The sequence below is a fragment of the Azospira sp. MPR-E4 genome, from assembly GCF_058809645.1.
The window spans coordinates 16,150-39,915 of sequence record NZ_JBXAST010000027.1; the positions used below are offsets into that span (position 1 = coordinate 16,150).

The 23,766-nt window shown below is 68.2% G+C and carries 18 protein-coding genes; 8 read left to right on the top strand and 10 right to left on the bottom strand.

Features of this window, described 5'->3' with window-relative positions:
* Positions 1–10 precede the first annotated feature (10 nt).
* Together AC1RTA_RS09765 and AC1RTA_RS09770 are read left to right on the top strand one after the other, a co-directional pair.
* Positions 11–3,145: an efflux RND transporter permease subunit gene (locus AC1RTA_RS09765; RefSeq protein WP_492784613.1), complete on the top strand. Its 3,135-nt coding sequence runs from the start codon at positions 11–13 to the stop codon at positions 3,143–3,145.
* The gene (locus AC1RTA_RS09770) at positions 3,142–4,644 is read left to right on the top strand and encodes an efflux transporter outer membrane subunit (RefSeq protein WP_014236944.1); all 1,503 of its coding nucleotides are present in this window, start codon (positions 3,142–3,144) and stop codon (positions 4,642–4,644) included. The genes AC1RTA_RS09765 and AC1RTA_RS09770 overlap by 4 nt, the downstream gene beginning before the upstream one ends.
* Positions 4,645–4,775: 131 nt before the next feature.
* On the opposite strand, the gene AC1RTA_RS09775 is transcribed toward AC1RTA_RS09770, so the two are convergent.
* Positions 4,776–5,054, bottom strand: a complete 279-nt coding sequence (locus AC1RTA_RS09775; protein WP_492784614.1) for a type II toxin-antitoxin system HicA family toxin — start codon at positions 5,052–5,054, stop codon at positions 4,776–4,778.
* Between the two features lie 323 nt (positions 5,055–5,377).
* Complete coding sequence (locus AC1RTA_RS09780) at positions 5,378–6,622, bottom strand: HD-GYP domain-containing protein (protein WP_014236942.1); 1,245 nt, start codon at positions 6,620–6,622, stop codon at positions 5,378–5,380.
* Positions 6,623–6,812: 190 nt separating this feature from the next.
* Here AC1RTA_RS09780 and AC1RTA_RS09785 point away from each other — a divergent pair, with 190 nt between their 5' ends.
* Both AC1RTA_RS09785 and AC1RTA_RS09790 read left to right on the top strand, forming a co-directional pair.
* Entirely contained in the window at positions 6,813–8,489 is a 1,677-nt protein-coding gene (locus AC1RTA_RS09785) for a cache domain-containing sensor histidine kinase (protein ID WP_492784615.1), read from the top strand.
* On the top strand, positions 8,486–8,848 hold the full coding sequence (locus AC1RTA_RS09790; protein WP_043798013.1) for a response regulator: 363 nt from the start codon (positions 8,486–8,488) through the stop codon (positions 8,846–8,848). The genes AC1RTA_RS09785 and AC1RTA_RS09790 overlap by 4 nt, the downstream gene beginning before the upstream one ends.
* Before the next feature lie 39 nt (positions 8,849–8,887).
* Here AC1RTA_RS09790 and AC1RTA_RS09795 read toward each other — a convergent pair whose 3' ends face one another.
* From AC1RTA_RS09795 to AC1RTA_RS09805, 3 genes are read right to left on the bottom strand one after another with little or no spacing between them, the layout of a single operon-like run.
* Positions 8,888–11,968, bottom strand: a complete 3,081-nt coding sequence (locus AC1RTA_RS09795; RefSeq protein ID WP_492784616.1) for a hybrid sensor histidine kinase/response regulator — start codon at positions 11,966–11,968, stop codon at positions 8,888–8,890.
* Between the two features lie 5 nt (positions 11,969–11,973).
* Complete coding sequence (locus AC1RTA_RS09800) at positions 11,974–13,137, bottom strand: FIST signal transduction protein (RefSeq protein WP_130458090.1); 1,164 nt, start codon at positions 13,135–13,137, stop codon at positions 11,974–11,976.
* Between the two features lie 41 nt (positions 13,138–13,178).
* Positions 13,179–14,219 (bottom strand): HD-GYP domain-containing protein, encoded by a 1,041-nt coding sequence (locus AC1RTA_RS09805; RefSeq protein WP_492784617.1) that lies wholly within the window; start codon positions 14,217–14,219, stop codon positions 13,179–13,181.
* 191 nt (positions 14,220–14,410) lie between these two features.
* Between AC1RTA_RS09805 and AC1RTA_RS09810 the strand changes: the two genes are divergently transcribed.
* On the top strand, positions 14,411–15,064 hold the full coding sequence (locus AC1RTA_RS09810; protein ID WP_014236936.1) for a response regulator: 654 nt from the start codon (positions 14,411–14,413) through the stop codon (positions 15,062–15,064).
* Between the two features lie 13 nt (positions 15,065–15,077).
* Here AC1RTA_RS09810 and AC1RTA_RS09815 read toward each other — a convergent pair whose 3' ends face one another.
* Positions 15,078–15,476, bottom strand: coding sequence for an Hpt domain-containing protein (locus AC1RTA_RS09815; protein WP_014236935.1), 399 nt, complete (start codon positions 15,474–15,476; stop codon positions 15,078–15,080).
* Positions 15,477–15,807: 331 nt separating this feature from the next.
* Between AC1RTA_RS09815 and AC1RTA_RS09820 the strand changes: the two genes are divergently transcribed.
* Complete coding sequence (locus tag AC1RTA_RS09820; RefSeq protein ID WP_492784618.1) at positions 15,808–17,457, top strand: methyl-accepting chemotaxis protein; 1,650 nt, start codon at positions 15,808–15,810, stop codon at positions 17,455–17,457.
* 13 nt (positions 17,458–17,470) lie between these two features.
* On the opposite strand, the gene AC1RTA_RS09825 is transcribed toward AC1RTA_RS09820, so the two are convergent.
* Complete coding sequence (locus tag AC1RTA_RS09825) at positions 17,471–17,824, bottom strand: hypothetical protein (protein WP_492784619.1); 354 nt, start codon at positions 17,822–17,824, stop codon at positions 17,471–17,473.
* A gap of 18 nt (positions 17,825–17,842) precedes the next feature.
* A complete protein-coding gene (locus tag AC1RTA_RS09830) occupies positions 17,843–18,727 on the bottom strand; it encodes a LysR family transcriptional regulator (RefSeq protein ID WP_492784620.1) in 885 nt (294 codons plus the stop codon).
* Between the two features lie 154 nt (positions 18,728–18,881).
* On the opposite strand from AC1RTA_RS09830, the gene AC1RTA_RS09835 reads away from it, so the two are divergent.
* Positions 18,882–19,781 (top strand): DMT family transporter, encoded by a 900-nt coding sequence (locus AC1RTA_RS09835; RefSeq protein WP_130458084.1) that lies wholly within the window; start codon positions 18,882–18,884, stop codon positions 19,779–19,781.
* Entirely contained in the window at positions 19,769–19,978 is a 210-nt protein-coding gene (locus tag AC1RTA_RS09840; RefSeq protein WP_152088814.1) for a 2-hydroxymuconate tautomerase family protein, read from the top strand. The genes AC1RTA_RS09835 and AC1RTA_RS09840 overlap by 13 nt, the downstream gene beginning before the upstream one ends.
* A gap of 33 nt (positions 19,979–20,011) precedes the next feature.
* Here AC1RTA_RS09840 and AC1RTA_RS09845 read toward each other — a convergent pair whose 3' ends face one another.
* Both AC1RTA_RS09845 and AC1RTA_RS09850 read right to left on the bottom strand, forming a co-directional pair.
* Positions 20,012–22,141, bottom strand: coding sequence for a site-2 protease family protein (locus AC1RTA_RS09845; protein WP_492784621.1), 2,130 nt, complete (start codon positions 22,139–22,141; stop codon positions 20,012–20,014).
* On the bottom strand, positions 22,138–23,709 hold the full coding sequence (locus AC1RTA_RS09850; protein ID WP_492784622.1) for an efflux RND transporter periplasmic adaptor subunit: 1,572 nt from the start codon (positions 23,707–23,709) through the stop codon (positions 22,138–22,140). Before AC1RTA_RS09850 ends, AC1RTA_RS09845 begins: the two co-directional genes overlap by 4 nt.
* Positions 23,710–23,766 lie beyond the last annotated feature (57 nt).

The following is a 23,766-nucleotide window of genomic DNA, read 5'->3' on the forward strand; positions in this document are numbered from 1 at the left end:
CGAACCCAACATGTCACGCTTTTTCATCAATCGACCGATCTTCGCATCGGTCATCTCCATCGTCATCGTCATCGCCGGGATCATGGCATCCCGGGTGCTGCCCATTTCCCAGTACCCGGAAATCGCGCCGCCGACGGTGATCATTTCCGCCTCCTACCCCGGCGCCTCCGCCGAAACCCTGGCCAAGACCGTCGCCGCCCCCATCGAGGAGCAGCTCTCCGGCGTTGAAAACCTGATGTATTTCAACTCCACGGCCTCCGCCAACGGCTCCCTCTCCATCACCGCCACCTTCGAGGTCGGCACCGATGTGGACATGGCCACGGTGAACGTGAACAACCGGGTCAAGATCGCCGAGCCGCGCCTGCCGGACGTGGTGCGCCAGTACGGCGTGACCGTGCAGAAGCGTTCCAACGACATCCTGATGGTGGCTGCCATCACCTCGCCGGAAGGCACCCGCACACCCCTGTACCTGTCCAACTACGCCCTGGTCAATATCCTGGACGACCTGAAGCGCATCCCCGGCGTCGGCGATGCCCAGATCTTCGGTGCCCTGGACTACTCCATGCGGCTGTGGCTGCGGCCCGACCGCATGGCCCAGCTGGGAGTGACGACGACGGAAATCTCCAACGCCATCGCCGCCCAGAACAAGCAGAACGCCGCCGGCAAGATCGGCCAGGAGCCGGCCCCCAACGGCCAGCAGCTGGTCTACACGGTGACTGCCAAGGGCCGCCTGACGACGCCGGAGCAGTTCGGCAACATCGTCATCCGCGCCGACGGCCCCAAGGGCGCCCTGTACCTGAAGGACGTGGCCCGGGTCGAGCTGGGTGCCCAGAACTATGACGCCTCCACCGCCCTGATGGGCAAGCCCGTGGTCGGCGTCGGCATCTTCCTGCAGTCCGGCGCCAACGCCCTGGACGTGGCCAAGAAGGTGAAGCTGCGCATGGACGAACTGAAGCAGAAGTTCCCCAGCGACGTGGATTACGTGGTCCCCTTCGACACCACCAAGTTCGTCCAGGCCTCCATCACCGAAGTGGTGCACACCCTGGTGGAAGCCCTGGTCCTGGTGGCCATCGTCGTCTTCGTCTTCCTGCAGAACTGGCGCGCCACGGTGATTCCCCTGGTGGCCGTGCCCGTCTCCCTGATCGGCACCTTCGCCGGCCTGTGGCTGTTCGGCTTCTCCATCAACACCCTGACCCTGTTCGCCATGGTGCTGGCCATCGGTATCGTGGTGGACGACGCCATCGTGGTGCTGGAGAACGTCGAACGCCTGATGTGGGAAGAGAAGATGGCGCCCAAGGAAGCGGCCATCGAAGCCATGCGCGAAGTATCCAGCGCCGTGGTGGCCATCGTCCTGGTGCTGTGCGCGGTGTTCATCCCCGTCGCCTTCCTGGGCGGCATCGCCGGCATGCTGTACAAGCAGTTCGCCGTCACCGTGGCCATCTCCGTCACCCTCTCCGGCATCGTCGCCCTGACCCTGACGCCGGCCCTGTGCGCCCTGCTGCTGCAGCCCAAGCATGAAGAGCCGGCCATCTTCCGTCCCTTCAACCGCCTCTTCGAGCGCTTCACCAAGTCCTACACCGACACGGTGAACAAGACCCTGCATCACCGCATCATCGGCACCGTGGCCTGCGTCGTCATCCTCGGCGGCAGCTTCTTCATGTTCCGCGCCGTGCCCGGCGGCTTCGTGCCGGCGGAAGACCAGGGCTACCTGATCAGCGCCCTGATGCTGCCCGACGGCGCCAGCCTGCAGCGCACCCGCGCCACCGGCGACCAGTTCCAGTCCATGATCAAGCAGGACGAGGCAGTGGACCGGGTCTTCGTCATCGCCGGTAACGACATCATCGGCGGCGGCATGAAGCCCAATGCCGGCACCGTCTTCATCCCGCTGAAGGACTGGGACGAACGCAAGGCCGGCGCCGACGACCTGGCGAAGAAGTTCATGGGCATGGGCATGATGCTGCCGGACGGCCTCGGCCTGGTGTTCAACCCGCCCGCCATCCGCGGCCTGGGCAACGCCGGCGGTTTCGAAGCCTACATCCAGGTCCGCGGCGACGCCGATCCCCAGAAGCTTTCCGGTGTCGTGCAGCAGTTCATGGAAGGCCTGAAGAAGCGCCAGGAACTGGTGGGCATCAACACCTTCTTCCGCCCCACCTCGCCCCAGCTCAGCGTCGAGGTCAATGAAGCCAAGGCCATCTCCATGGGCATCGCCGTCAGCGACGTGTACCAGACGCTGCAGGCCACCATGGGCACCCTCTACGTCAATGACTTCAACCTCAACGGCCGCACCTACCGGGTGCAGCTCCAGGCCGACGGCCAGTTCCGCTCCAAGCCGGAAGATCTGGGCCGGGTGTACGTGAAGAGCAGCAGCGGTTCCATGGTGCCCGTCTCGGCCCTGATCAAGGTCAAGTCCGTGGTCGGCCCGGAACAGCTGGAGCGCTTCAACGGCTTCCTCTCCGCCAAGGTCATGGGCAGCTCCGTGCCCAAGGTCAGTACCGGCGACGCCATCAAGATCGTCGAGGAAGTGGCCAAGGAAACCCTGCCCGCCGGCTACGAGCTGGAATGGACCGGCCAGGCCTTCCAGGAAAAGCGCACCGGCACCACTTCCGCCGTCGCCTTCGGCTTCGGCATCATCATGGTGTTCCTGATCCTGGCGGCCCAGTACGAGAAGTGGTCCCTGCCCCTGGCGGTGATCCTGGCCGTGCCCTTCGCCCTCTTCGGCGCCCTGGCGGCAGTGATGATCCGCGGCATGCCCAACGACATCTACTTCCAGATCGGCCTGGTGGTGCTGATCGGCCTGGCGGCGAAGAACGCCATCCTGATCGTCGAGTTCGCCGCCCAGAAGCGGGCAGAAGGCCTCGGCGTGCTGGAGGCGGCCCTGGAAGGTGCCCGCCTGCGCTTCCGCCCCATCGTCATGACCTCCCTGGCCTTCATCCTCGGCGTCTTCCCCCTGGTCAAGGCCACCGGGGCCGGCGCCGCGGCGCGCAAGTCCATGGGCACGGGCGTGTTCGGGGGCATGCTGGCCGCCACCTTCATCGCCACCATCTTCATTCCCATGTTCTTCACCTGGCTGTCGGGCCGCCGTGCCAACCTGCCGGAAGGCTCCTACCACCACGTTGCGCACGATAACAAGGAGGAAGGCCAATGAGCCGCCCTGCATCCCACGCCCCCTTCGCCCTGAGCCAGGGCCTGGTCGCCACCCTGACCCTGCTGGCCCTCGCCGGCTGCGCCGTGGGCCCTGACTACAAGCGCCCCGAAGCCACCCTGCCGGAAGCCTACGTGGCCACCGCCGAAGCCGCCCCGGCGGCCCAGGCGCCGGTGGAAAAGGAATGGTGGAAGCTGTTCCAGGACGCCACCCTGAACGACCTGGTGCGCCAGGCCCAGGAACACAACCACGACCTGCTGCTGGCCGTGGCCCAGGTGGAAGAGGCCGAAGGTGTGGCCCGGGAAGCGGGCGCCGCCTTCTTCCCCCAGATCGACGCCAACGCCAGCGGCGGCCGCAACGAGATCAGCATGAAGACCGACCCCCTGCCGGCGGCCAATACCCAGCGTCTGCGGGACAGCCGCAAGGCCAGCCTCAGCACCTCCTTCGAGATCGACGTGTGGGGCAAGCTGCGCCGCGCCAACGAGGCCGCCCGGGCCCAGCTGCTCTCCAGCCGCTACGCCCGGGACACGGTGGAATTGTCCGTCGCCTCCCTGGTGACCAATGCCTACCTCACCCTGCGCGCCGCCGACGCCGACCTGGCCCTGACCCGGGACACCGTGGCCACCCGGGAAAAGGCCCTGGACATCGTCAAGAGCAAGCAGGAAGCCGGCAGCGCCTCGCCCCTGGACCTGCACCAGGCCGAAAGCACCCTGGCCACCGCCCAGGCCCAGGCCGCCAGCCTGCGCCGGCAGCGGGCCGTGGCCGAGACCCAGCTGGCCCTGCTCACCGGCAAACCCGACCTGAAGATCGCCGCCGGCGACCTGCGCCAGCTGCCCCTGCCGCCGGTGCCCCCGGCAGGCCTGCCCTCCTCCCTGCTGGAAGCCCGCCCGGACATCCGCCAGGCCGAAGAGACCCTGGTGGCGGCCAATGCCAAGATCGGCGTCGCCAAGGCCGCCCTCTACCCCAGCCTGTCCCTCACCGGCAGCCTGGGCAGCGAGAGCGCCGCCCTCACCAACCTGTTCACCTCCGCCGCTGGCGCCTGGTCCCTGGGGCTGGCCGCCACCATGCCGATCTTCGATTTTGGCCGCAATGCGGCCCGGATCGACCAGGCCACGGCCAAGCAGAAACAGGCCCTGATCAGCTACCAGAAGACGGTGCAGACCGCCTTCAAGGAAGTGAACGACGCCCTGGTGGGACTGCGGGAAAACGGCGAAGGGGAACGGGCCCAGGAGAAGCGGGTGCAGGCCACCCAGAAGACCCTGGAACTGGCCCAGCTACGCTACGAGGCCGGCTATTCCGCCTTCCTCGAAGTGCTTGACGCCCAGCGCAGCGCCAACGACGCCCTGCTGGACTACGTCAGCACCCGCCAGGCCCGCCTGACCTCCGCCGTGGACCTGTTCAAGGCCCTGGGCGGCGGCTGGAAGGACGACTTCAAGGCCGAATCCCTGAAGAACTCCGGCAACGACCAGGCCGCCGCGCCGGTGGCCAAGGCCGGCCAGTAAGGCTCACAACCCCCGAGGCCGGCACCCCCGCCGGCTTCTTCAGCCCCTCCCGCATGCGCCGGAGGGGCTTTTTTTTGACGGATACGGAACAGCGTCCCGTGGTGTCGCACGACGCGACCGGGCCCTGCACCTCAGTCCGCCCCCTTTTCGTAGGCGGAAAGAGAAACGCCGGCGTGCCCCAGGAATTCCCGCAGCTGCTTGATGTCGGTCTTGGAGCAGGTGGAACTGTTGTGGGGATGGTGGAAGAAGCCTTCCACCTTGTTCAGCACCACCCGGTAGCGGGCGCCGTGGGTCGGCTCGACGGCGGCCCCCAGATGGTGCAGCAGGGATTCGACCTCGCGCCAGTGGATGTTGGCGCTCAAGGGGTCCTGGAAAATACTGCGCAACAGGTTGGCGTGCTTGTGGCTCATGGCAGTACTCCGCAAGGGAAGATCACCGCCCCATTCTACGCGCCGCGCCGGGCCAAGCTAGCCGTCTTTGCGAGCGCCAAAGAAAAAGCCCATACAAAAATCGCATGGGCTTTCCGTTGCTGCCTCCCTGGCCCTTCAGGCTCGGGAATCCGGCTTTTCGCCGTCGTTGGTGCTACCCGGTAATCTCAAAAGACAAGCCTATCTGCAACGGTCATAGGGTCTCCTTGAAACACGGCGACTGCCAACTGCCATCGTGGGTGCCGCCAGCCACGACACAGTTCCAGACTAGCACAGCCGCCACGGAAAGCCTACGGGGAAAATCCTTACGGCGCTCCTTCGACGTAGTAGTCGATGCGGCCCCGGGGCGCCAGATACTCCACCACTTCCAGGGGCATGTTGGCCGGGTTGAGAGTGCTTTCCACGTTCAGCTCGGCTTCCTTGAGGTCGAGCATGAGGGCCTCATGGCGGGGAATATCGGCGTCGTAAAGCATCACCAGGGGCTGCAGCAGGCGGTTGGGGTTGCTTTCCACCACCAGGCCCACGGCGCCGTTGGAGAGGGTGACGAAGGTGCCGGGCGGATAGACCCCCAGCACCTTGACGAAACGTTGCAGCAGATCCGGATCGAAGGCCCCGCTTTCCTTCTTGAAGAGATGGCCCAGGGCCTCCGCCGGGGTCTTGGCGCTCTGGATGTCGAAGGGGTTGCACAGGTTGTCGTAGCGATTGGCCAGGGCAGCGATGCGGGCCAGACGGGGAATCTTGTCGCCGGCCAGGCGGTTGGGGAAACCGTTGCCGTCCCAGCGCTCATGGTGGCAGGCAATGATGTTGCGGGCCGGCACGGCCATGCCCTTGGCCCCGGCCACGGCCTTGATGCCGTAGCCCACGTGGGCCCGGTAGTATTCCTCTTCCGGCGGGGTGCGGGTGGTGGCGCGCAGGATGCGGGGCGGAATCTCGGTCTTGCCGGCGTCGTGTAGCAGGGCCCCCACCCCCAGGTATTTCATCTCCTCCGCCGACAGCTCCGCCGCCTTGCCCAGCAACAGGGACAGCACCATGACGTTGATGGAGTGGAAGGCCAGGCCGGCCTCCCGCACCTTCTGGCTCATCAGCTGGATGACCACGCTCTCCGAGCCCATCAGGCCATCGACGATGCGGCTGGCCAGCTTCTGGGCTTCGGCGTGGGCCTCCGCCGGCTGGGGGCCGAGGGTCTTGAGGATTTCCGAGGCGGCGCTGATTTCCTGATCGTATTCCCGCTCGCGCCGGGCTAGGCGTTCCCGCTGGCGCCGCACCCGCTCCATGCGCAGCTTCTTCTCGTCGAGCATGCCGGCCAGGGCCGCCGCACCGAAATCCACCTCTTCCGGCGCGGCGCTGCGGGCCACTTCGGGCAGGGGCACGGTGGTGCTGCGCTGGGGATCCCAGGGCACGTCCTCCAGGCCCATTTCCTTCAGGACCTGGATCTGCTTCTCGCTGGAGATGCGGAACTCGTTGAGCAAAAAGGGATGGCGCACCCAGCCCACATGGGACAGGGAGATGAAGAGGCCGGGCTGGAGCCGGTTGATGCTGACACGCTGCATGGCTATCGGTGAGTGAGGGCTGGCGGCATTGTAGACCACGTAAGGGCTGGCGGCACGAGGAGAAATGCCCTTTTTCAGGGAGATTCCCCGGGGTCCGACCTAGGGTTTCACCCGGGACCGTATTTTGTCCGTTTCAATATACTGGAATCCGTTATCCGGATACCCACGTCATTCTTTGAAGCTGACACCGATGCCCGAACTGTCCCGCCCACCCGCCAGCAATCCCCACTCCGCCTCGGCCCAGGGGCGGCGCCTGGTGTGGACCTTCGCCCTGGCCCTGCTGGTGCTCAACTGGTGCGCCATCACCTTCAAGATCCACAACGAGGAAAGCCTGGAAATCGCCTCCATCAACCAGGACAACCTGAACCTGGCCCGGGCCCTGGAAGAGCACACCCTGCGCACCCTGAAGAGCGTGGATCAGGCGGTGATGTTCCTCAAGTACCAGTACGAGCGGCATCCGGAGAAGGTGGACATCGCCGCCTACGTGCGGGACGGGATGATCTTCTCCAATCTCTTCAACCAGCTGGGCATCATCGATGAGCACGGCAAATACATCCTCTCCAACCTGCCCAACCACAAGGTGCTGGACCTCTCGGACCGGGAGCATTTCCGCGTGCACATCGCCCGCGACACGGGCCAGCTCTTCGTCAGCAAGCCGGTGCTGGGGCGGGCCTCGGGTAAATGGTCGCTGCAGCTGACCCGCCGCATCAACAAGCCGGACGGCAGTTTCGGCGGCGTCGTGGTGGTCTCCCTGGACCCCCTCTACTTCACCCAGCTCTATGCCGACGTTAACCTGGGCCCCCACAGCGTCATCACCCTGCTGGGGCTGGACGGCATCGTCCGCGCCCGCAAGTCGGGCAAGGATGAACAGGTGGGCCAGAGCCTGGCCAACAGCCCCATCCTGACGGCAGCCAGCAAGGAAGCCAGCGGCACCCTGGAACTCACCAGCAGCATCGACAAGATCGACCGCTTCTTCGCCTACCGGGTCCTTTTCGACTATCCCCTGATGGTGATCGTCGGCAGCGACCGCAACGAGGCCCTGGCCGAAACCCGGCACCGGGCCTGGAGCTACCTGGCCTTCGGCGGCCTCGTCACCCTCATCGTGCTGGCCTTCTCCTGGGGCATCGGCCTGCTGCTGGCGCGCCTGGAACAGAGCCGGGCCAAGGCGGAAGAGGCCAACCGGCTCAAGTCCGAGTTCCTCGCCTCCATGTCCCACGAACTGCGCACGCCCCTCAACGGCATCATCGGCTATGCCGAACTGCTGCAGGAAAGCACCGACGACCAGGATCTGCGGGAATACGCCGGCACCATCCACAGCAGCGGCAGCCACCTGCTGGAACTGGTCAATTCCATCCTCGACCTGGCCAAGATCGAAGCCGGTCGCTTCGAACTGGCGCCGACCCTGGAGCCGCTCCAGCCCCTGTTGCAGCGGGTGGTGCAGGCCCACCAGCCCCAGGCCGACGGCAAGGGCCTGGCCCTGAATCTGGAAATCGACCGGGACGTGCCCCGGCAGCTGCTGTGCGACCACCTGCGCCTGACCCAGGTGCTCAACAATCTGGTGCACAATGGGGTGAAATTCACCGATCGGGGTACAGTGGACGTGAACGTGCGCAGGGATGGCAAGCGCATCCGCTTTGCCGTGCGCGACAGCGGCCCCGGCATCGCCCCGGCGGATCAGGAGACGATCTTCGACAAGTTCCGCCAGGGCGAGAGCTTCGCCACCCGGCGCCAGGGCGGCAGCGGTCTGGGCCTGGCCCTGTCGCGCCAGCTGGTGGAACTGATGGGCGGACGCCTGACGCTACAATCCGAACCGGGCCGGGGCAGCGAGTTCTACTTCACGCTGCCCATCGGCGAGAAGGAGGAATGATGAAAGTGCTGGTGGTAGACGACCACAAGGTCAATCGCATGTTGCCCCGCGCCATCCTCAGCAAGCTGGGGATCGAGGTGCTGGAAGCGGACTCCGGCGAAGCGGCCCTGGAATGCCTGGCCCGGACGCCGGAGGTGGATCATGTGCTGCTCGACGTGAGCATGCCCGGCATGACCGGCATCGAGGTCTGCCAGCGCCTGCGGGAGGAGGAAAGGACCCGGGGCCTGCACATCATCGCCTACACCGCCCACGCCTTTGCCAGCGAGAAGAACCAGATCATGGAAGCGGGTTTCGACGACCTGCTGATCAAGCCCATCAACCGGGAAGGGCTGTTGCAGGCCCTGGGCATGGCCCAGTAGGGTTCCACCGCTCCAACTCCCGCGGCGACAGCGCCGCCCCTAGCGGTCGAACTGCTGCAAGCCCTGCAGCAACGCCTCCAGCGCCAGCCGCAGCTCGGCCAGATGGGCCGGCTGCACCGCTTGATGGGGCGCCAGGCGCTCCACCTCGGCCGCCTGCTGCACCAGCGGCGAAGGGCCGAAATTGGCCGCCGCACCGCGCAGGGAATGGGCCACCCGCCCCAGGCGCTCCCAGTCAGCCGCGGCCAGGGCCTCCTCCATCGCCGCCATTTCCAGCCGCGCCAATCCGGGAAAGACGTCGCCGATGATCTGCAGCACGTCCCTGTCGGCCCCTTCCAGCATCCTGCCGTAGTCGAAGCCCCCCTCTTCCTGCCCGGGCCGGGCCAGACCCGCCAGCACTTCCTGCAGGTCCTTCTGCTGCAGGGGCTTCAGCAGGTAGCCGTCCATGCCGGCCGCCAGCCCCCGTTGCCGGTCCTCCCGCCGCGCCGCCGCCGACAGGGCGTAGATGCGCAGAGGCGCCAGGCCCCTGGCCTGTTCGTCGGCCCGGATCAGGCGGGTCGCCTGCTCGCCCCCCATCTCCGGCATCTGCATGTCCATCAGCACCAGGTCGAAGCGCCGGCGGGCCGCTGCCGCCACCGCCTCCCCGCCGTGGCGGGCCAGGGTGACCCGATGGCCCAGCCGTTCCAGCATGTTGCGCATGAGCTGCTGGTTGACCGGATGGTCTTCCGCCAGCAACACCTCCAGGCCTGCCGGCGGCGTGCCGGCAGCCTCCGCCACCGTGGCGGGGACCCCGGCCACGGCGGGCTCCAGCAATGCCTGCAGGCTGCGCCACAGCTCGTCGGCCAGGGCCGGCTTGCCGAGGTAATTCCCCACGCCCAAAGCCTTGCAACGGGCGATCTCCAGGCGCATGCGGCTGGGGCTGAGCAGCATCAGCAACGGCACCCGGCCGGGACTCCGGGCCAGGTGCTCGAGCAGGTCCCCAGCGTCGCCGTCGGCCGGACGGGAATCGGCCACCACGCCGTCCCACAGCCCCTGTTCCAGCAAGGCCAGCCCTTCGGCACCGCTGGCCGCAGCCACCACCGTCGCCCCCCAGGACGCCAGCAGCCCCTGCAGGCGACAACGCTGGCGGGCATTGGCCACCAGCAGCAGCAGGGCCGGCTTGCCGGACAGGCGACGTTCGGATTCTGGCGCGGCCGCCCCGTCCGTCGGCAGCTGCAGGGTGAAATGGAAGGCGCTGCCCTGGCCGGGCACGCTGTCCACCCAGATGCGCCCCCCCATCAGTTCGCACAGGCGGCTGCAGATGGTCAGCCCCAGGCCGGTGCCGCCGAAGCGCCGGGTGGTGGAACTGTCTTCCTGGGCGAAGGCCTCGAAGATGTGCTCCTGCTTTTCCGGGGCAATGCCGATGCCCGTGTCGCTGACGCAAAAGTGCAACACCTGCCCCGCCGCCCCGGGTTCAGCCAGTTCCACCGCCACCTCGATCTCGCCCCGCTCGGTGAACTTGATGGCGTTGCCCAGCAGGTTGAGCAGGATCTGGCGCAGGCGCCCCGGATCGCCGAGCAATCGCCGCGGCACCCCGGGACCGCGCCGGGCCAGCAGTTCCAGGCCCTTCTGATCGGCCCGCACCGCCACCGTGCGCAGGGCGTCGGCGCAGACCTTTTCCAGGTCGAAGGGAATCTGTTCCACATCCAGCCGCCCGGCCTCGATCTTGGAGAAGTCCAGGATGTCGTCGATGATCGACAGCAGGGCGTTGGCGGACATCTGCACCGCTTCCAGGTAGTCCCGTTGCTCCTCGGTCAGGTCCGTATCCAGGGCCAGCTCGGTCATGCCGATGACCCCGTTCATGGGGGTGCGGATTTCGTGGCTCATGTTGGCCAGGAAGTCGCTCTTGGCCCGGTTGGCATTCTCGGCCGCCTCCTTCGCCCGCAGGATTTCCGACTCCCAGCGCTTGCGCTCGGAGATATCCATGATGGTGCCCACCAGGCCGCGCACGCTGCCGTCCGGCCGGGTCAGGGCCGCCTTGTTGTAGAGGGTGTCGTAGCGGGCGCCGGCAGGGGTGATGAGCTCGATTTCGTAGCTCTGCCGCCCGCCCCGGGCAAACACCTCCTCATCCCGGGCCACGTGCTGCTCGGCCAGTTCCGGCGGCAGCAGGTCCCGCACGTGGCAGCCGATCCAGAGGCTCGGCTCGATGCCGAAGAAATCGGCGAAGGCCCTGTTGAAGCCCTGGTAACGGCCCTGGGTATCCTTGAAATAGAGGGGAACCGGCAGGGTATCGAGCACCTGGCGGGAAAAGTGCAGTTGCTCGTCCAGACGCGCCTCGGCCAGTTTGCGCGCCGTGATGTCGGTGCGGATGGCGATGTACTGGTAGGGCACGCCCAGGTCGTCGAAGAAGGGCACCACGGTGGCGCTGACCCAGTACAGGCGGCCGTCCTTGCTGCGGTTGCAGACCTCGCCCTGCCACACCCGGCCATGGACGATGGTGTCCCACATCTCCTGGTAGAAGGCGGGGGGATGGATGCCGGACTTGACCACCCGGTGGTTGCGCCCCACCAGCTCCTCCCGGGAATAGCCGCTGATTTCGCAGAAGCGGTCGTTGGCCTCGATGATGAAGCCTTCCACGTCGGTGACGCTGACGATGGCGTGCTGGTCCAGGGCGAACTTCTGCTGCTCCAGGCTGGAATGGGCCTGGTGCAGGCGGATGCGGCTCGACTCCCGCTCCCGCACCAGGGTGTCCATCAGCTGGGAGAGGGATTCCAGGCTGGCATCCTCCGGGCTCAGGGCCGGCAGGCCCATCTGGCCGAGGAGGCGGTTGGCGGTTTCCCGCAGGGAGGCGATGGACTGCTCCCGTGCCACCAGCTCCTGCTCCTGGCGGGCATAGGCCCGGTTCAGATCCTCCGACGACAGTTCCAGGCTGCGGGTGCGCAGGGCCTGGTCCCGCTCCGCCTGGGCATAGGCCTCCCCCACCCGGCGCAGGAAGGCGGGCAGGCCCGCCAGGGCCACCGCCACATCCGGCGCGATGTCCTCCCGGGCCGCCAGGTGCAGCAGCTTGTCGCACAGGGGTTGCAGCTCCGCCTCGCCCGCCACCCCGAGGGAGCCTTTCAACTGGCGCAGCAGCAGGCGGTGCATGGCCCTCAGACCTCGGTCAGCAGGGTGATGGTCATGGTCTGGTTGTGCAGGCGGCAGGAATCGGGGCCAACGGCGCCGGGGGCCGCATTGAAGGGGCTGATCTCGCCGTAGGAATAGAAGCCGGTGAGGGTGCAGTTGCGGCCGAAAACGTCGGCCACCGCTTCCACCTCCTCGTCCACCCGGCCGCCCAGCACCAGTTTGCGTCCGACGCAGCTGACCAGGATCGCCAGGGCCTCCCCGGGCACCATGGCCCGGGCCATTTCCGCCGCCCGCTGGGCCCCGTCCACCAGGGCATTGGGATTGGCGTGCATGAGCTTGAGGTAGCCGTCCGGATCGATTTCGCCGGCCAGGATGAGGCTGCCGGAGGCTTCATCCACCCCCAGGATGGTGCGGATCAGGCCGACGCTGGAGCGGTCCTTGTCGGCCATGGAAAAGGGGAAGAGCAGGCCCGAGGCGGGCAGGTCCCGGGCGTATTCGCCCAGGTAGCGCTTGTAGATGTCGAGGGCCGGCTCCCCGTCCAGTTCGTAGAGCACGTTGTTCTCGCAGCGGGTGACCTTGCGCGCCGGGCCGAAGGGCTCCCAGCCGCCGAAGGAGCCGTGGCCCACCCGCAGGGCCTGGCCGTAGAGCCCCACCGCCACCACCCGGTGCTCGGCCACGCCCTGGGACGACAGCACCCAGGTGCGGGAAAAGGCGCCGCCATCGCCGGCCAGGCCGCCGCTGACGGCCACGCCGGGCGGCAGTTGGCGGCTCATGCCGGCCACCAGGGCGCTGCCGTTGATGGCCACGCCCTGGGCAAAGACCAGCACCGCCCGCAGCCCCTCTCCCGGCAACTGGGCCGCCAGGCGCTCGCCGGCGGCACCGGAATCGGCCATGCAGGCCAGCTCCGTGGTCACTTCCCGCACCGTGGTGGCGTCGAAATGGACGGCGGTGACGACGATGCTGCCTTCGCACACTTCCTCGCCGACGATCTCGCCGGCAGTGCTGCAACCGATGCGCAGGGCCCCGGGAAAGACCTCGGCCAGGAGAGCGGTGAAAGCGCCATCGGCCAGACGTTCGGCGGCAAAGAACACCAGCAGCAACTGGGGCTCGATGGCCTGCAGGGGCGCCAGGGCGGCCCGGATGTGGGCCGGCTCCCGGGCCACGGGAAGGTGGATCTGAAGAACGCGCATGACTGATTCCTCCTCTGTTCTTTTCTTGTCTTCTCTCGATGTTACTGGTCCTGGAAACGCTCCCGGATTACCAGCATTTCATCCCACGCCGCCAGGAAGGCTTCGACGCAGCGGGGATCGAAATGGCTGCCGGCATTCTGCTCCAGGTATTCCCGGGCCTGGGCCAGGGGCCAGGCCTGCTTGTAGGGACGGGGCGACGTCAGGGCATCGAAGACGTCCGCCACCGCCACGATGCGCCCCAGGAGCGGAATGGCCTCGCCCTTGAGTCCCTGGGGATAGCCGCTGCCGTCCCACTTTTCGTGATGGGCCCGGGCGATCACCGCCGCCATCGCCAGGACCGGGGAACGGGCCTGGCGCAGTATCTCGTAACCCTGCTCGGCATGCTGCTGCATGATCATGAATTCGGCCGGGGTCAGGCGCCCGGGCTTGAGCAGGATCAGGTCCGGCGTCCCCACCTTGCCCACGTCGTGCATGGGCGCTGCTTCCAGCAGCATCTCCAGCTCCGCCGGCGCCAGCCCCAGCTGGCGGCCGATGAGCACCGAATAGTGGGCCATGCGCAGGATGTGGGCGCCCGTCTCCGGGTCCCGGTATTCGGCGGCCTTGGCCAGGCAGACGATGGTCTCCCGCTCCCGCTCCAGGAGGCCGGCGGTGGCCTTGGCCACCTCCTCGGCCAGCCAGGCCGCCCGGTCCGCCAGCTGCCGCTGGCTGCGGCGCAGGGCGCACATGTTGCGTACCCGGGCGAGGAACTCGTCCTTGTCCACCGGCTTGTTGAGAAAATCGGAGGCGCCCTGCTCCAGGGCCCGACAGCGCACGTCCCGCAGGTTGTTGGCGGTGACCATGATCAGCGGCACCTCGGCCATGCCCGGCAGCTGGCGGAAGTGGCGGATGAATTCCAGACCGTCCGGCGCCGGCATCATGTAATCGACCACCACCACGTCCGCCTGCCCCTGTTCGCACCAGGCCAGGGCCTCGCTGGAGGAAAGGAAGCCATGGACCCGCACCCCCTCGATCCGTTCGGCGAGGACGCGGAACAGGGTCAGGTTGATTTCGGAATCGTCGATGACGACCAGATTCAGCTCCACGGTGCGACCTTCCCGGCGACGTTGGCGATGGCAGATGCGCCCATTATGGAACCGGGGACCGGCGCCGATTGTGCATAAGTTCCTGCCGGGCGGCCCCGGCCTGTGGGAACATGCCGGGCACCTGACAGGATGCTACACTTGGCCATCAGGTTCCCATCCCTCCAACGGCCCCCATCCGATTGCCAGCCCCTATGACGGACACAACGCCTGCCATCCGCCTGCTGCTTGCCGACGACCAACTGCTGGTGCGTGCCGGCATCCGCTCCCTGATCCAGACCCTGCCCGAATACGTGGTGGTGGCCGAATGCGCCGACGGCCTGGAAGCCCTGGAACGGACCCAGGCCCTGAAACCCGACGTGGCGGTACTGGACATCGACATGCCGAACCTGTCGGGCATCGAGGCCATGCGCCAGATCCGCACGGTATCGCCGGAAACCAAGCTGATGGTGCTCTCCGGCATCGACCGCCGCGAGGTGGTGGAGGCGGCCCTGGAGGCGGGGTGCCACGGCTACCTGCTCAAGGATTTCGTCCTCGCCGAGCTGCAGCTGGCCCTGGACAAGGTGATGGACGGCAGCTGCTACCTGTCGCCGAAAATCCAGCAGCAATTGCTGGACGCCATGCGCACGGACCGCCGCGAAATGCTGCCGCCGCCCCAGCTGACGCCGCGCCAGGAGCAGATCCTGCGGCTGGTGGCCCTGGGCCGCACCACCAAGGAAATCGCCCGGGAACTGAGCATCAGCCCCAAGACCGTGGAATTCCACCGGGCCCAATTGATGGAGCGCCTCGGCGTGCGGGATGTGGCGGGCATGACCCGCTATGCGATGCAGCACGGCATGGTCTCCTAAGCGCGGCCGCCCCTCAGTCGTCCACGGCTGCCAGGGAGCGGTTGAAGGCGGTCATTTCCGCCGCCACCTGCTGCAGTTCCTCCCGCCACAGGGCGCTTTCATCCACCCCGGCCGGCACCGCCCCGGCCAGCAGCAGGGCCTCGATCTCCCGCGCCCGCGCCACGATGCGCCCGGTGGCGAAAATGGCGCAAACCCCCTTGATGCGATGCACCGTGCGGCGCAACGGCTCCGGCATGCCGGACTCGGCCGACTCGGCCAGGGCCTGGTCCAGCTCGCCCAGCAGCTGGGGGAAGTTGTCGAGGAAGGTCTGCACCAGATCCCGCACGCTGTCCCGGTCGCCGTTGAGCATGCGCAACAGCCCTTCCGGATCGCAGGCTGGCGAGGAAGACGGGGGGGCAACGGAATCGGTCATGGCATGGGCTCCAGCAAGGGGGGTGCGCTCGGAATTTTACGGCAACGGCATCAGGGCGACGGCAGGCCGTAGCGGCCATGCCGCAAACCGGCGTCTCCGGCCCGGCCGGGGACGGGTACAACGGTCCGTCCTTCCATTCGCGACGCTCCTGCGACAAGTTCGTGCAGTTTTGCCAAAGATGAAAAGCAGGGGAACTGGGGTATCACCTAGGGCCTAACCGGGGCGTTACCCGAGCTGGCAAGCGCCTTTTCCGCTGGCATCCTCCACCGCATCGACAAGATCCCCGCCACGGGGACGCCGTCCTGCAGTCCCACCGGAGGAGACTACCATCGTGTTTGCCAATCTGCGCCTGAAGAGCCGGATGTTCATCCTGATCGCCCTGGCGGTATTCGGCATGGGCACCATCACCATCCTCGGAGCCCTGGGCGTCAGCCGGGACCTCCACGAGGGCCACCAACAGACCGTCAGGGCCGCCGTGGAAGCGGCCTACAACATCATCGCCGGCTACCAGGCCCTGGAGAAGGCCGGCAAGATGAGCCGCAGCGAGGCCCAGAAGGCCGCCGCCGAAAGCGTGCGCATGGCCCGCTACGGCGGCGCCGACGGGCGCTCCGAGTATTTCCACATCTGGACCCCGGAAGGGGTGACGGTGATGCACCCGATCCGCCCCGAATGGGAAGGCAAGGACGTCACCGGGGAGGTCCGGGACCTCAAGGGCCGACCGACCCTGCGCAACATCATCGACGGCGCCATCAAGCAGCCGGACGGCGCCTTTGTCGAGACCCTCTTCCCCCACCCCGGCCAGCCGGCGGAGAAGGCGGTGGACAAGCTGCAGTACGTGAAGCTGTTCGCCCCCTGGGGCTGGGTGGTTGGCAGCGGCATCTACCTGGACGACGTGCAGGCCGAAGTGCGCCAGCGCACCCTCGAGGATTCCCTGATGGCGCTGGTGCTGCTCGCCCTGGTCGCCGCCGGCACCTACCTGGTGGGCCGCAGCGTGCTGCAGCAGGTGGGGGGCGAACCGGGTGCGGCCATCGACCTCATGCGCCAGGCGGCCGATGGCGACCTGACGGTCCGGGTCGAGACGGCGCCGGCCGGGTCCATGCTGGCTTCCTTCAGCCACATGGTGGCCTCCCTGCGCCAGGTGGTGAAGGAGATCGGCAGCAATTCGAGCCAGCTGACCCACAACGCCGAGCGCATCAGCACCGCCGCCCGGGAAGTGTCCCTGGCCGGGGAACAGCAGTCCGACGCCACGTCCGCCATGGCCGCCGCCATCGAGGAGTTGACCGTGAGCATCAATCACATCTCCGACAACAGTCGGGATACGGAACGCAATTCCAGCGAATCGGCCCAGCTGGCGGCCGAGGGGGAAACCCGGGTGGCCAATGCGAGCGGCGCCATCAAGGCCATCGCCGGCACCGTCAGCGACGCCTCGGGCCGCATCCGGGACCTGGAAACCCAGACCCGGGAAGTCTCCGGCATCGCTTCGGTGATCAGCGCCATCGCCGCCCAGACCAACCTGCTGGCCCTCAACGCCGCCATCGAGGCGGCCCGGGCCGGGGAACAGGGCCGGGGCTTCGCCGTGGTGGCCGACGAAGTGCGGCAGCTGGCGGAACGGACGGCCAAGGCCACGGTGGAGATCGAACAGATGATCAGCCACATCCAGACCGACACGGACATGGTGGTGCAGGCCATGGGGGCGGCCCTGCCCCAGGTGGAGAGCGGCGTCGCCCTGGCCGAGGAGGCGGCCCAGTCCCTGCGCCAGATCCGCGAAGGGTCGGAGCTGACCCTGCACCGGGTGCGCGACGTGGCCGAGGCCACCATGGAACAGAGCAGCGCCAGCACCAGCATTGCCCAGCGGGTGGAGCAGGTCGCCCAGATGGTGGAGGAAACCAGCGCCGCCATGAAGAACACGGCGGAAACGGCGGAGGCGGTGGAGCAGATCGCCAGCCGCCTCGACGCCCTGGTGCAGCGCTTCCGCACCTAGGGCGGCAACTGCCTCAGGCCGGCGGCTGGCCGCCCACCCGGTTGCCCTGGCCCGACTCGGCCCAGAGGGCCCGGGCGAAGGCCTTCCAGGCAGGCCCGCCGTGGGTCAGCACGCCCTCTTCGGCGCTTTCCTGCATGGTGCGCAGCATCAGGGCGGCAAAGGCGAACAGCTCGGCCTTGGCCTGTTCCTGGTGGTTGCAGCAGGCGGCTGCCGCCCGGCTGGCATCCCGGGCATGGTCCAGGGCCTCCCGGGCCAGCAGGCGCACCTGGGTCTCGTTGTTCCAGTCGATGCCGAGGACGATGCCGCGGCGGACGATTTCCGTCTCCAGCTCGTTGGCATCGCTCTGAAAGTTTTCAAAACCGCTCATTTCCGACTCCCGGCCGCCTCAGGCGGCCTGTTCCAGACTTTGATCGACACCGCCGGCCAGCTGCTCCACCAGGGCGCTGACGGCGGGGATGGCGGCACCGCGCCGCCACAGGGCCACCGTATTCACCAGACCGCTGCGCCCGGGCAGGGGATGGGCCGCCAGCAGGTCGGCGCCGGGATAGTTCTCCAGCACCGCCCGGGGCAGCAGGGCCACCCCCATGCCGGCCACCAGGCAGCCGAGGATGGCGTGATAGGAGGAGACCTCCACCACCCGTTCCGCCAGGATGCCGTCCCGGGCCAACCAGTCTTCCAGGCGCTTGCGGTAGGCGCAGCCGGGGGCAAAGGTGATGATGGTGCTGGCCGCCAGGTCCCGGGCCGAGTGCACCGGGCCGTGACCGGCCTCGGTGACGATCACCAGCTCTTCCTCGAACAGGGCCCGCTTCTCCAGCCGGGGATCGTCCACCGGCTCGGCCACCAGGCAGGCATCCAGCTCGCCGGCCAGGACCTGGGCCACCAGGCGACGGGTGTCGCCGGTGCTCAGTTCCAGGCGCACTTCCGGATAGGCCCGGTGGAAGCCGGCCAGGGGCCCGGGCAGGCGCACCGCCGCCGTGCTCTCCATGGAGCCCAGGCGCAGGCGGCCCCGGGGCGTGGCATCCTGCACCGCATGGCGGGCCTCCTCGGCCAGGTCCAGCAGGCGCTCCGCATAGGCCAGCAACTGGCGGCCGGCGGCGGAGAGGTTGAGGCGCCGCCCCTCGCGCACGAACAGTTCCACCCCCAGGTCCGCCTCCAGCTGGCGCACCCGGGTGGTGACGTTGGACTGCACCCGGTTGAGGCGCACCGCCGCCCGGGTGATGCCGCCCTCCGCCACCACGGTGCGGAAGATGTGCAGGTCTGCCAGTTCCATGAACGCCGCTCCTTGCCCCCTTGTCCGGGGGCCTCGATTCAAATCTCAAAAGAAGAATATAAAAATCTTAATAATTCATTTTTCAAGAACATGATGCGCCGCTACAGTGTTCCTGGCAAGACCATAAAAACACCCCAACCCCAGGAGACAACCCATGGACAACCAGCATCTCCGGCGCGGCTATTTCTACGCCGCCCTGACCGTCGCCGTCTGGTCCGGCTTCATCCTCGTCTCGCGCCTGGGCGGCAAGAGCCCCCTCACCGCCTGGGACGTGACCGCCCTGCGCTTCGGCACCGCCGCCCTGATCCTCCTGCCCGTGTGGCTGTGGCGGCGGCCCCGGCTGAACTTCAGCTGGCGCATGGTGATCCTGGCCGTCACCGGCGGCTGCGGCTACGGCGTCCTGGTCTATGCCGGCTTCAAGCTCACCTCCGCCGCCCACGGCGCCGTGCTGCTGCCCGGCATGCTGCCCTTCCTGGTGGCCCTGATGGCCTGGCTGGTGCTGGGGGAACGCCCCTCGCCCCAGCGCTGGCTCGGCCTGGTGGGCATCGCCGCCGGCATCGCCTGCCTGGCCACGGACAGCTTCGGCAGCAGCGTCGGCGACTGGCGCGGCGACCTGCTGATCCTGGCCTCCAGCCTCTCCTGGGCCATCTACACGGTGCTGGTGCGGCGCTGGCAGGTGGCCCCCTGGGATGCCACCCTGGGCGTCGGCCTGGTCTCGGCCGCCCTCTACCTGCCGGTCTACGTGCTGTGGCTGCCCCACAACCTGGCCGCCGCCAGCCTTTCCACCATTGCCCTGCAGGCCGCCTACCAGGGCGTCCTGGCGGTCATCGTGGCCATGATGTTCTTCATGCGCGCCGTGGCCATCCTGGGCCCCACCAAGGTCGGCACCCTGATGGCCCTCATTCCCGCCATCGCCGGCACCGCCGCCGCCCCGCTCCTGGGCGAGCCCCTGTCCCCCTGGCTGATGGCCGGCCTGGTGCTGGTCAGCCTGGGCGCCTGGGTCGGCAGCCAGACCCGTTTTTTTGTCAGAAGGAACGCCGTATGCCCTACGTAAATATCAAGATCACCCGGGAGGGTGCCACCGCCGAACAGAAGGCCACCCTGATCCGGGGCGTCACCCTGCTGCTGCGGGACATCCTGGGCAAGAACCCGGAAACCACCGTGGTCACCATCGACGAGGTGGACACGGACAACTGGGGCATCGGCGGCGACAGCGTCACCGTGCGCCGGGCCCGGGAAAAAAAGGGCTGAGGCGCGGGCAAAAGGAGCCGCTGCCGGCGCCCCTTACCAGCCGGATTCCCGCACCAGCACGGCAACGGCGGCCCGGGCGAAATCCCCCAGCAGGGTCTTGGGGCTGCCGTAGATCACCACCTGGCCCCGCTGCACCCGGCCCACGGCGGCGGCATCTGCCGTATCGGAGACTTCCAGCAGCACCCGGTAGACGGCCTTTTCCGGCGCCAGCTGGCCGCGCCGCTCCCGCACCATGACTTCGCCGCCGTGGGTGCTGGCCAGCATGGCCTCGCCCAGGGTGCGGGAGGCATCCCGGTCCACGCTCAGCACCCGCAAGGCGAGGCTGGGCAGGCCCCGGGTTTCAGGATAGAAACGACCCCGGTCGCCGGCCTCGATGCGGGCCACTTCGCTTTCCCCCAAATAGGTTTCCACCTGCCAGCGCCCCGGTGCCACCAGCACCGCCAGGGGTTCCTGGCGATTGACCCATTCGCCGACGCCCAGGTCCGGCCGCCGGTCCCGCAGTTCGCCGGCAAAGGGGGCGGTGAGCTGGTAGCGCTGGCGCTCCAGTTCGGCGCCGGCCTGCTCGCTGTCGGCTGTCGCCAGTTCCTCCCGGGTCACCAGCTGGCGGGCCCGCAGGGTTTCGTCAAAGCCGGCCACCTGGACCTGCCAGTCGAGACGTTCGACCCGCTGGGCCACCTGCTGCTGCCGGTATTCCACCTCCGGGGAAGCCAGTTCCATGAGCACCGTTCCCGCCTCCACCCGGGTCCCTTCGGCCACCGGCATGGCCAGCACCTGGGCAGTTCCCGGGGCGAACAGGGCATAGTGCTCGCCACTGCGCAGGACGCCCTGCCCTCCGACCTGGAAATTCCAGGGCACCAGCCCCACCAGCAGCACCAGGGCCGCCAGCCTGGCCGTGCGCCGGGCCCGGGCGCTGGCCCGGATGGCGGCGGCGCGGCGGCGCCATTCCCGGATTTCACTCCACAGGGGCAGCAGGACGAACCAGCCGATTTCCACGGCGAAGAGAAACAGCCCCAGGGCCTTGAAGAACATGTAATAGACCATGGCCGCGATGCCCAGGAACAGGGTCAGGCGGTAGATCCAGATGCCCCAGGCAAACAGCACCAGGGCCCGCTGGCGGGCGGGCGGCAGATGCTCCGGCGGTTCCTCGCCGAGGGCGAAAAGACGCTCCCGCAGGTCCCAGCGGGCCAGGGCGAAGGAGCGGCCGTGCAGGTTGGGGAAGTCGAGCCAGTCCGACAGCAGGAAGTAGCCGTCGAAGCGCATGAAGGGGCTGGCGTTGATGGCCAGGGTGGAAAACCAGGTGACGGTGGCCAGCATGAAGGCCAGCCCGCGCAGGGTGCCGTCCGGCAGGAAGGCCCAGGCCAGGGTGGCCCAGGCGGCGACGATTCCTTCGGTGACGATGCCGGCGCCGCCCACGGCCAGGCGCTGGCGCCGGTCGGTGAGTTTCCAGGCCTCGTTCACATCCGTGTAGGCCACCGGCCACATCACCAGAAAGGCCACGCCCATGGCCGGCACCCGGCAGCCGTAGCGGCGCGCCGTGAAGCCGTGGCCCAACTCGTGCAATACCTTGACCAGCCCCAGGGCCAGGGCATAGCCGGCGGCGCCCTTCCAGCTCAGGGTATCGACCAAGGTGGCGGAAAAGCTCTCCCACTGGCGGAACACCTCCACCAGGCCCACGGCCAGGGCCAGGCCGGTGAGGCGGAAGAAGCGGGGGCTGTAGAAGAACTCCACCCGGGGCAGAAGGCGCTGCAACCAGGCGTCCGGCCGCACCAGGGGCAGGCGGAAGAAGAGGTAGTGGTGCAGCAGCCACTGGGTGAGGCCGTGCCGGGAGGCAGCCTGCCGTTCCAGCAGGCGCGCCGTGTCCTGGGGACCGTCGCAGCGGCACAGCTGGTTGTCCTGCAGGAAGCGCTGCACCGCCTCCACGTCGGTCTCGTCCAGCTCCAGGGCCGTCTCCCGGTTCACCCATTGCACGATGGTCTCGGCCGACCCCAGGCCCCAGCGGGACAGAATCTCGAAGGTCGGCCAGTCGATACGGAAGAAGGCATTGCGCACCGGGTCCTGCAGGCTCCAGGTGGGGGAGCCGTCCGCCGCCACCGGCCCCGGGTGCAGGGTCAGCTCCTGGCGCAGTTCCACCAGGGGTACGGCGCCGGCTTCGCTCCGGCTCATAGTCCCACCGCCTGACGCAGGATGGCCAGGGGCCGCCGCAACACCCAATAGGAAAGGGTCACCCAGGAACCCTTGATCTTGGCGGTGCCCTTCATGCCCACCCGGGGGGCCGCCTCCCCCGGTTCGAGCCGGGCCCGCAGGCGGTAGGCAAAGCTGCCGTCCGGCCGGGCCACGGCCTCATGGGCGTAGTAGCGCAGCCGGGCCGCCACCGGCGACAGGGGCGCGGCATTCAGGTAGAGGGTGACGGCGGCATCCTCGGGCAGCAAGATGCCGTCGCCCAGGCCGATCCAGGCCTCCACCTCGACGTCGTGCTCGTCGGCCACCGTGAGGATGCGCTCCCCGGCCGCCACCGGCTTGCCCACCCATTCGGCGGGATCGTCCATCAGCACCACCCCGGCCAGGGGCGAACTGAGCTGGGCCCGGGTCAGCTGGGATTCCAGGTACTCGGCCTCGGTGCGGCGCTCCGCCACCCGCCCCTGCAGCAGGGCCAGCTGGGCCTTGCTCTTGGCCTCGAAGACGGCCTGCTGGGCTGCCTGACGGTACTCGGCCTCGGCCGTGGCCAGCCCCTGGCGCGCCACTTCCAGGCGGGACTGCAAGGTGGTCAGGTCCAGCTGGAACAGGGCATCCCCCGCCTGCACCCGGCTGTTGGGGGCGACGAAGAACTTGTCCACCGAGCCTTCCAGGGGGGCACGAATGACGGCGGGTCGGGCCGGCACCAGCTCGCCCGGCGCCAGCACGGTAAGGCGAACGGGAAACAGCAGGAACACCAGCAGCAGGGCGGTGTAGCGCCGCCGCGGCTGCCGCCAGATGCCCAGCCCCCAGCGCTGCAGCGCGCCGGCGCCTTGGCGCCAGGCTTGCGGCCAGCGCCGGGGACTGAGCAGGAGCCGGCCGGCCCCGCGCCAGGGAATGGCCCGCCAGAGGCGGCCACAGCGCCCCCAAAAGCGGCGCCAGGTGCGCTTCTGCAGCAGGCGGCGACGCCAGCGCCGCCGGGTCGCCGCGGCGGGCCAGGCCTCGTGCAGGCGCTGGCGGATGCGGCGCCAGCGGGACAAAGCCGTGGGCCGTCGCAGGGCAGCCCAGGCTACGGCCAGCATGTCGGCCCACTCCGCCAGCAACTGCTGTTCGCCTTCGCCCCAGGCCGGCTCCCGCGCCAGGATCAGGGCGCCGTGGCCGGGACTGCCGTCCGCCCCGGCCACCCCGGCCAGGGGCAGCCACAGGGCCTGGGCCGGCAGCCATTCCTGCCACTCCGCGGCCAGGGCCGGCGGCAGGTCCCGGGCCGTAAAGGGGCGGGGCGCAGCGCTGCCATCCAGATGGCTGCAGACGGCCTCCAGCCAATGCACATAAGGCGCGTTGGCTTCCGGCGCGACCACGCCGGAAAGGGCGGCAATGCCCCGATCCGCCAGCCACAAGATGGCCTGCCGGTAGGCCACCAGACTATGGCTTTCATTGACGGCGATGAAGCCCAGCTCCTCCGGGGACGCCGCATGACGGGCACGCCGGGCCAGGTGCAGCAGGGCGCCGAGGGCTACCAGTTCACTGTCGGGTGGCGCAGAAGGATGGGGGGACGACATGCATGACTCTCAAAAAAAAAGCGCCGGGAAGCGGACTTCCCGGCCAATGTGCCACCA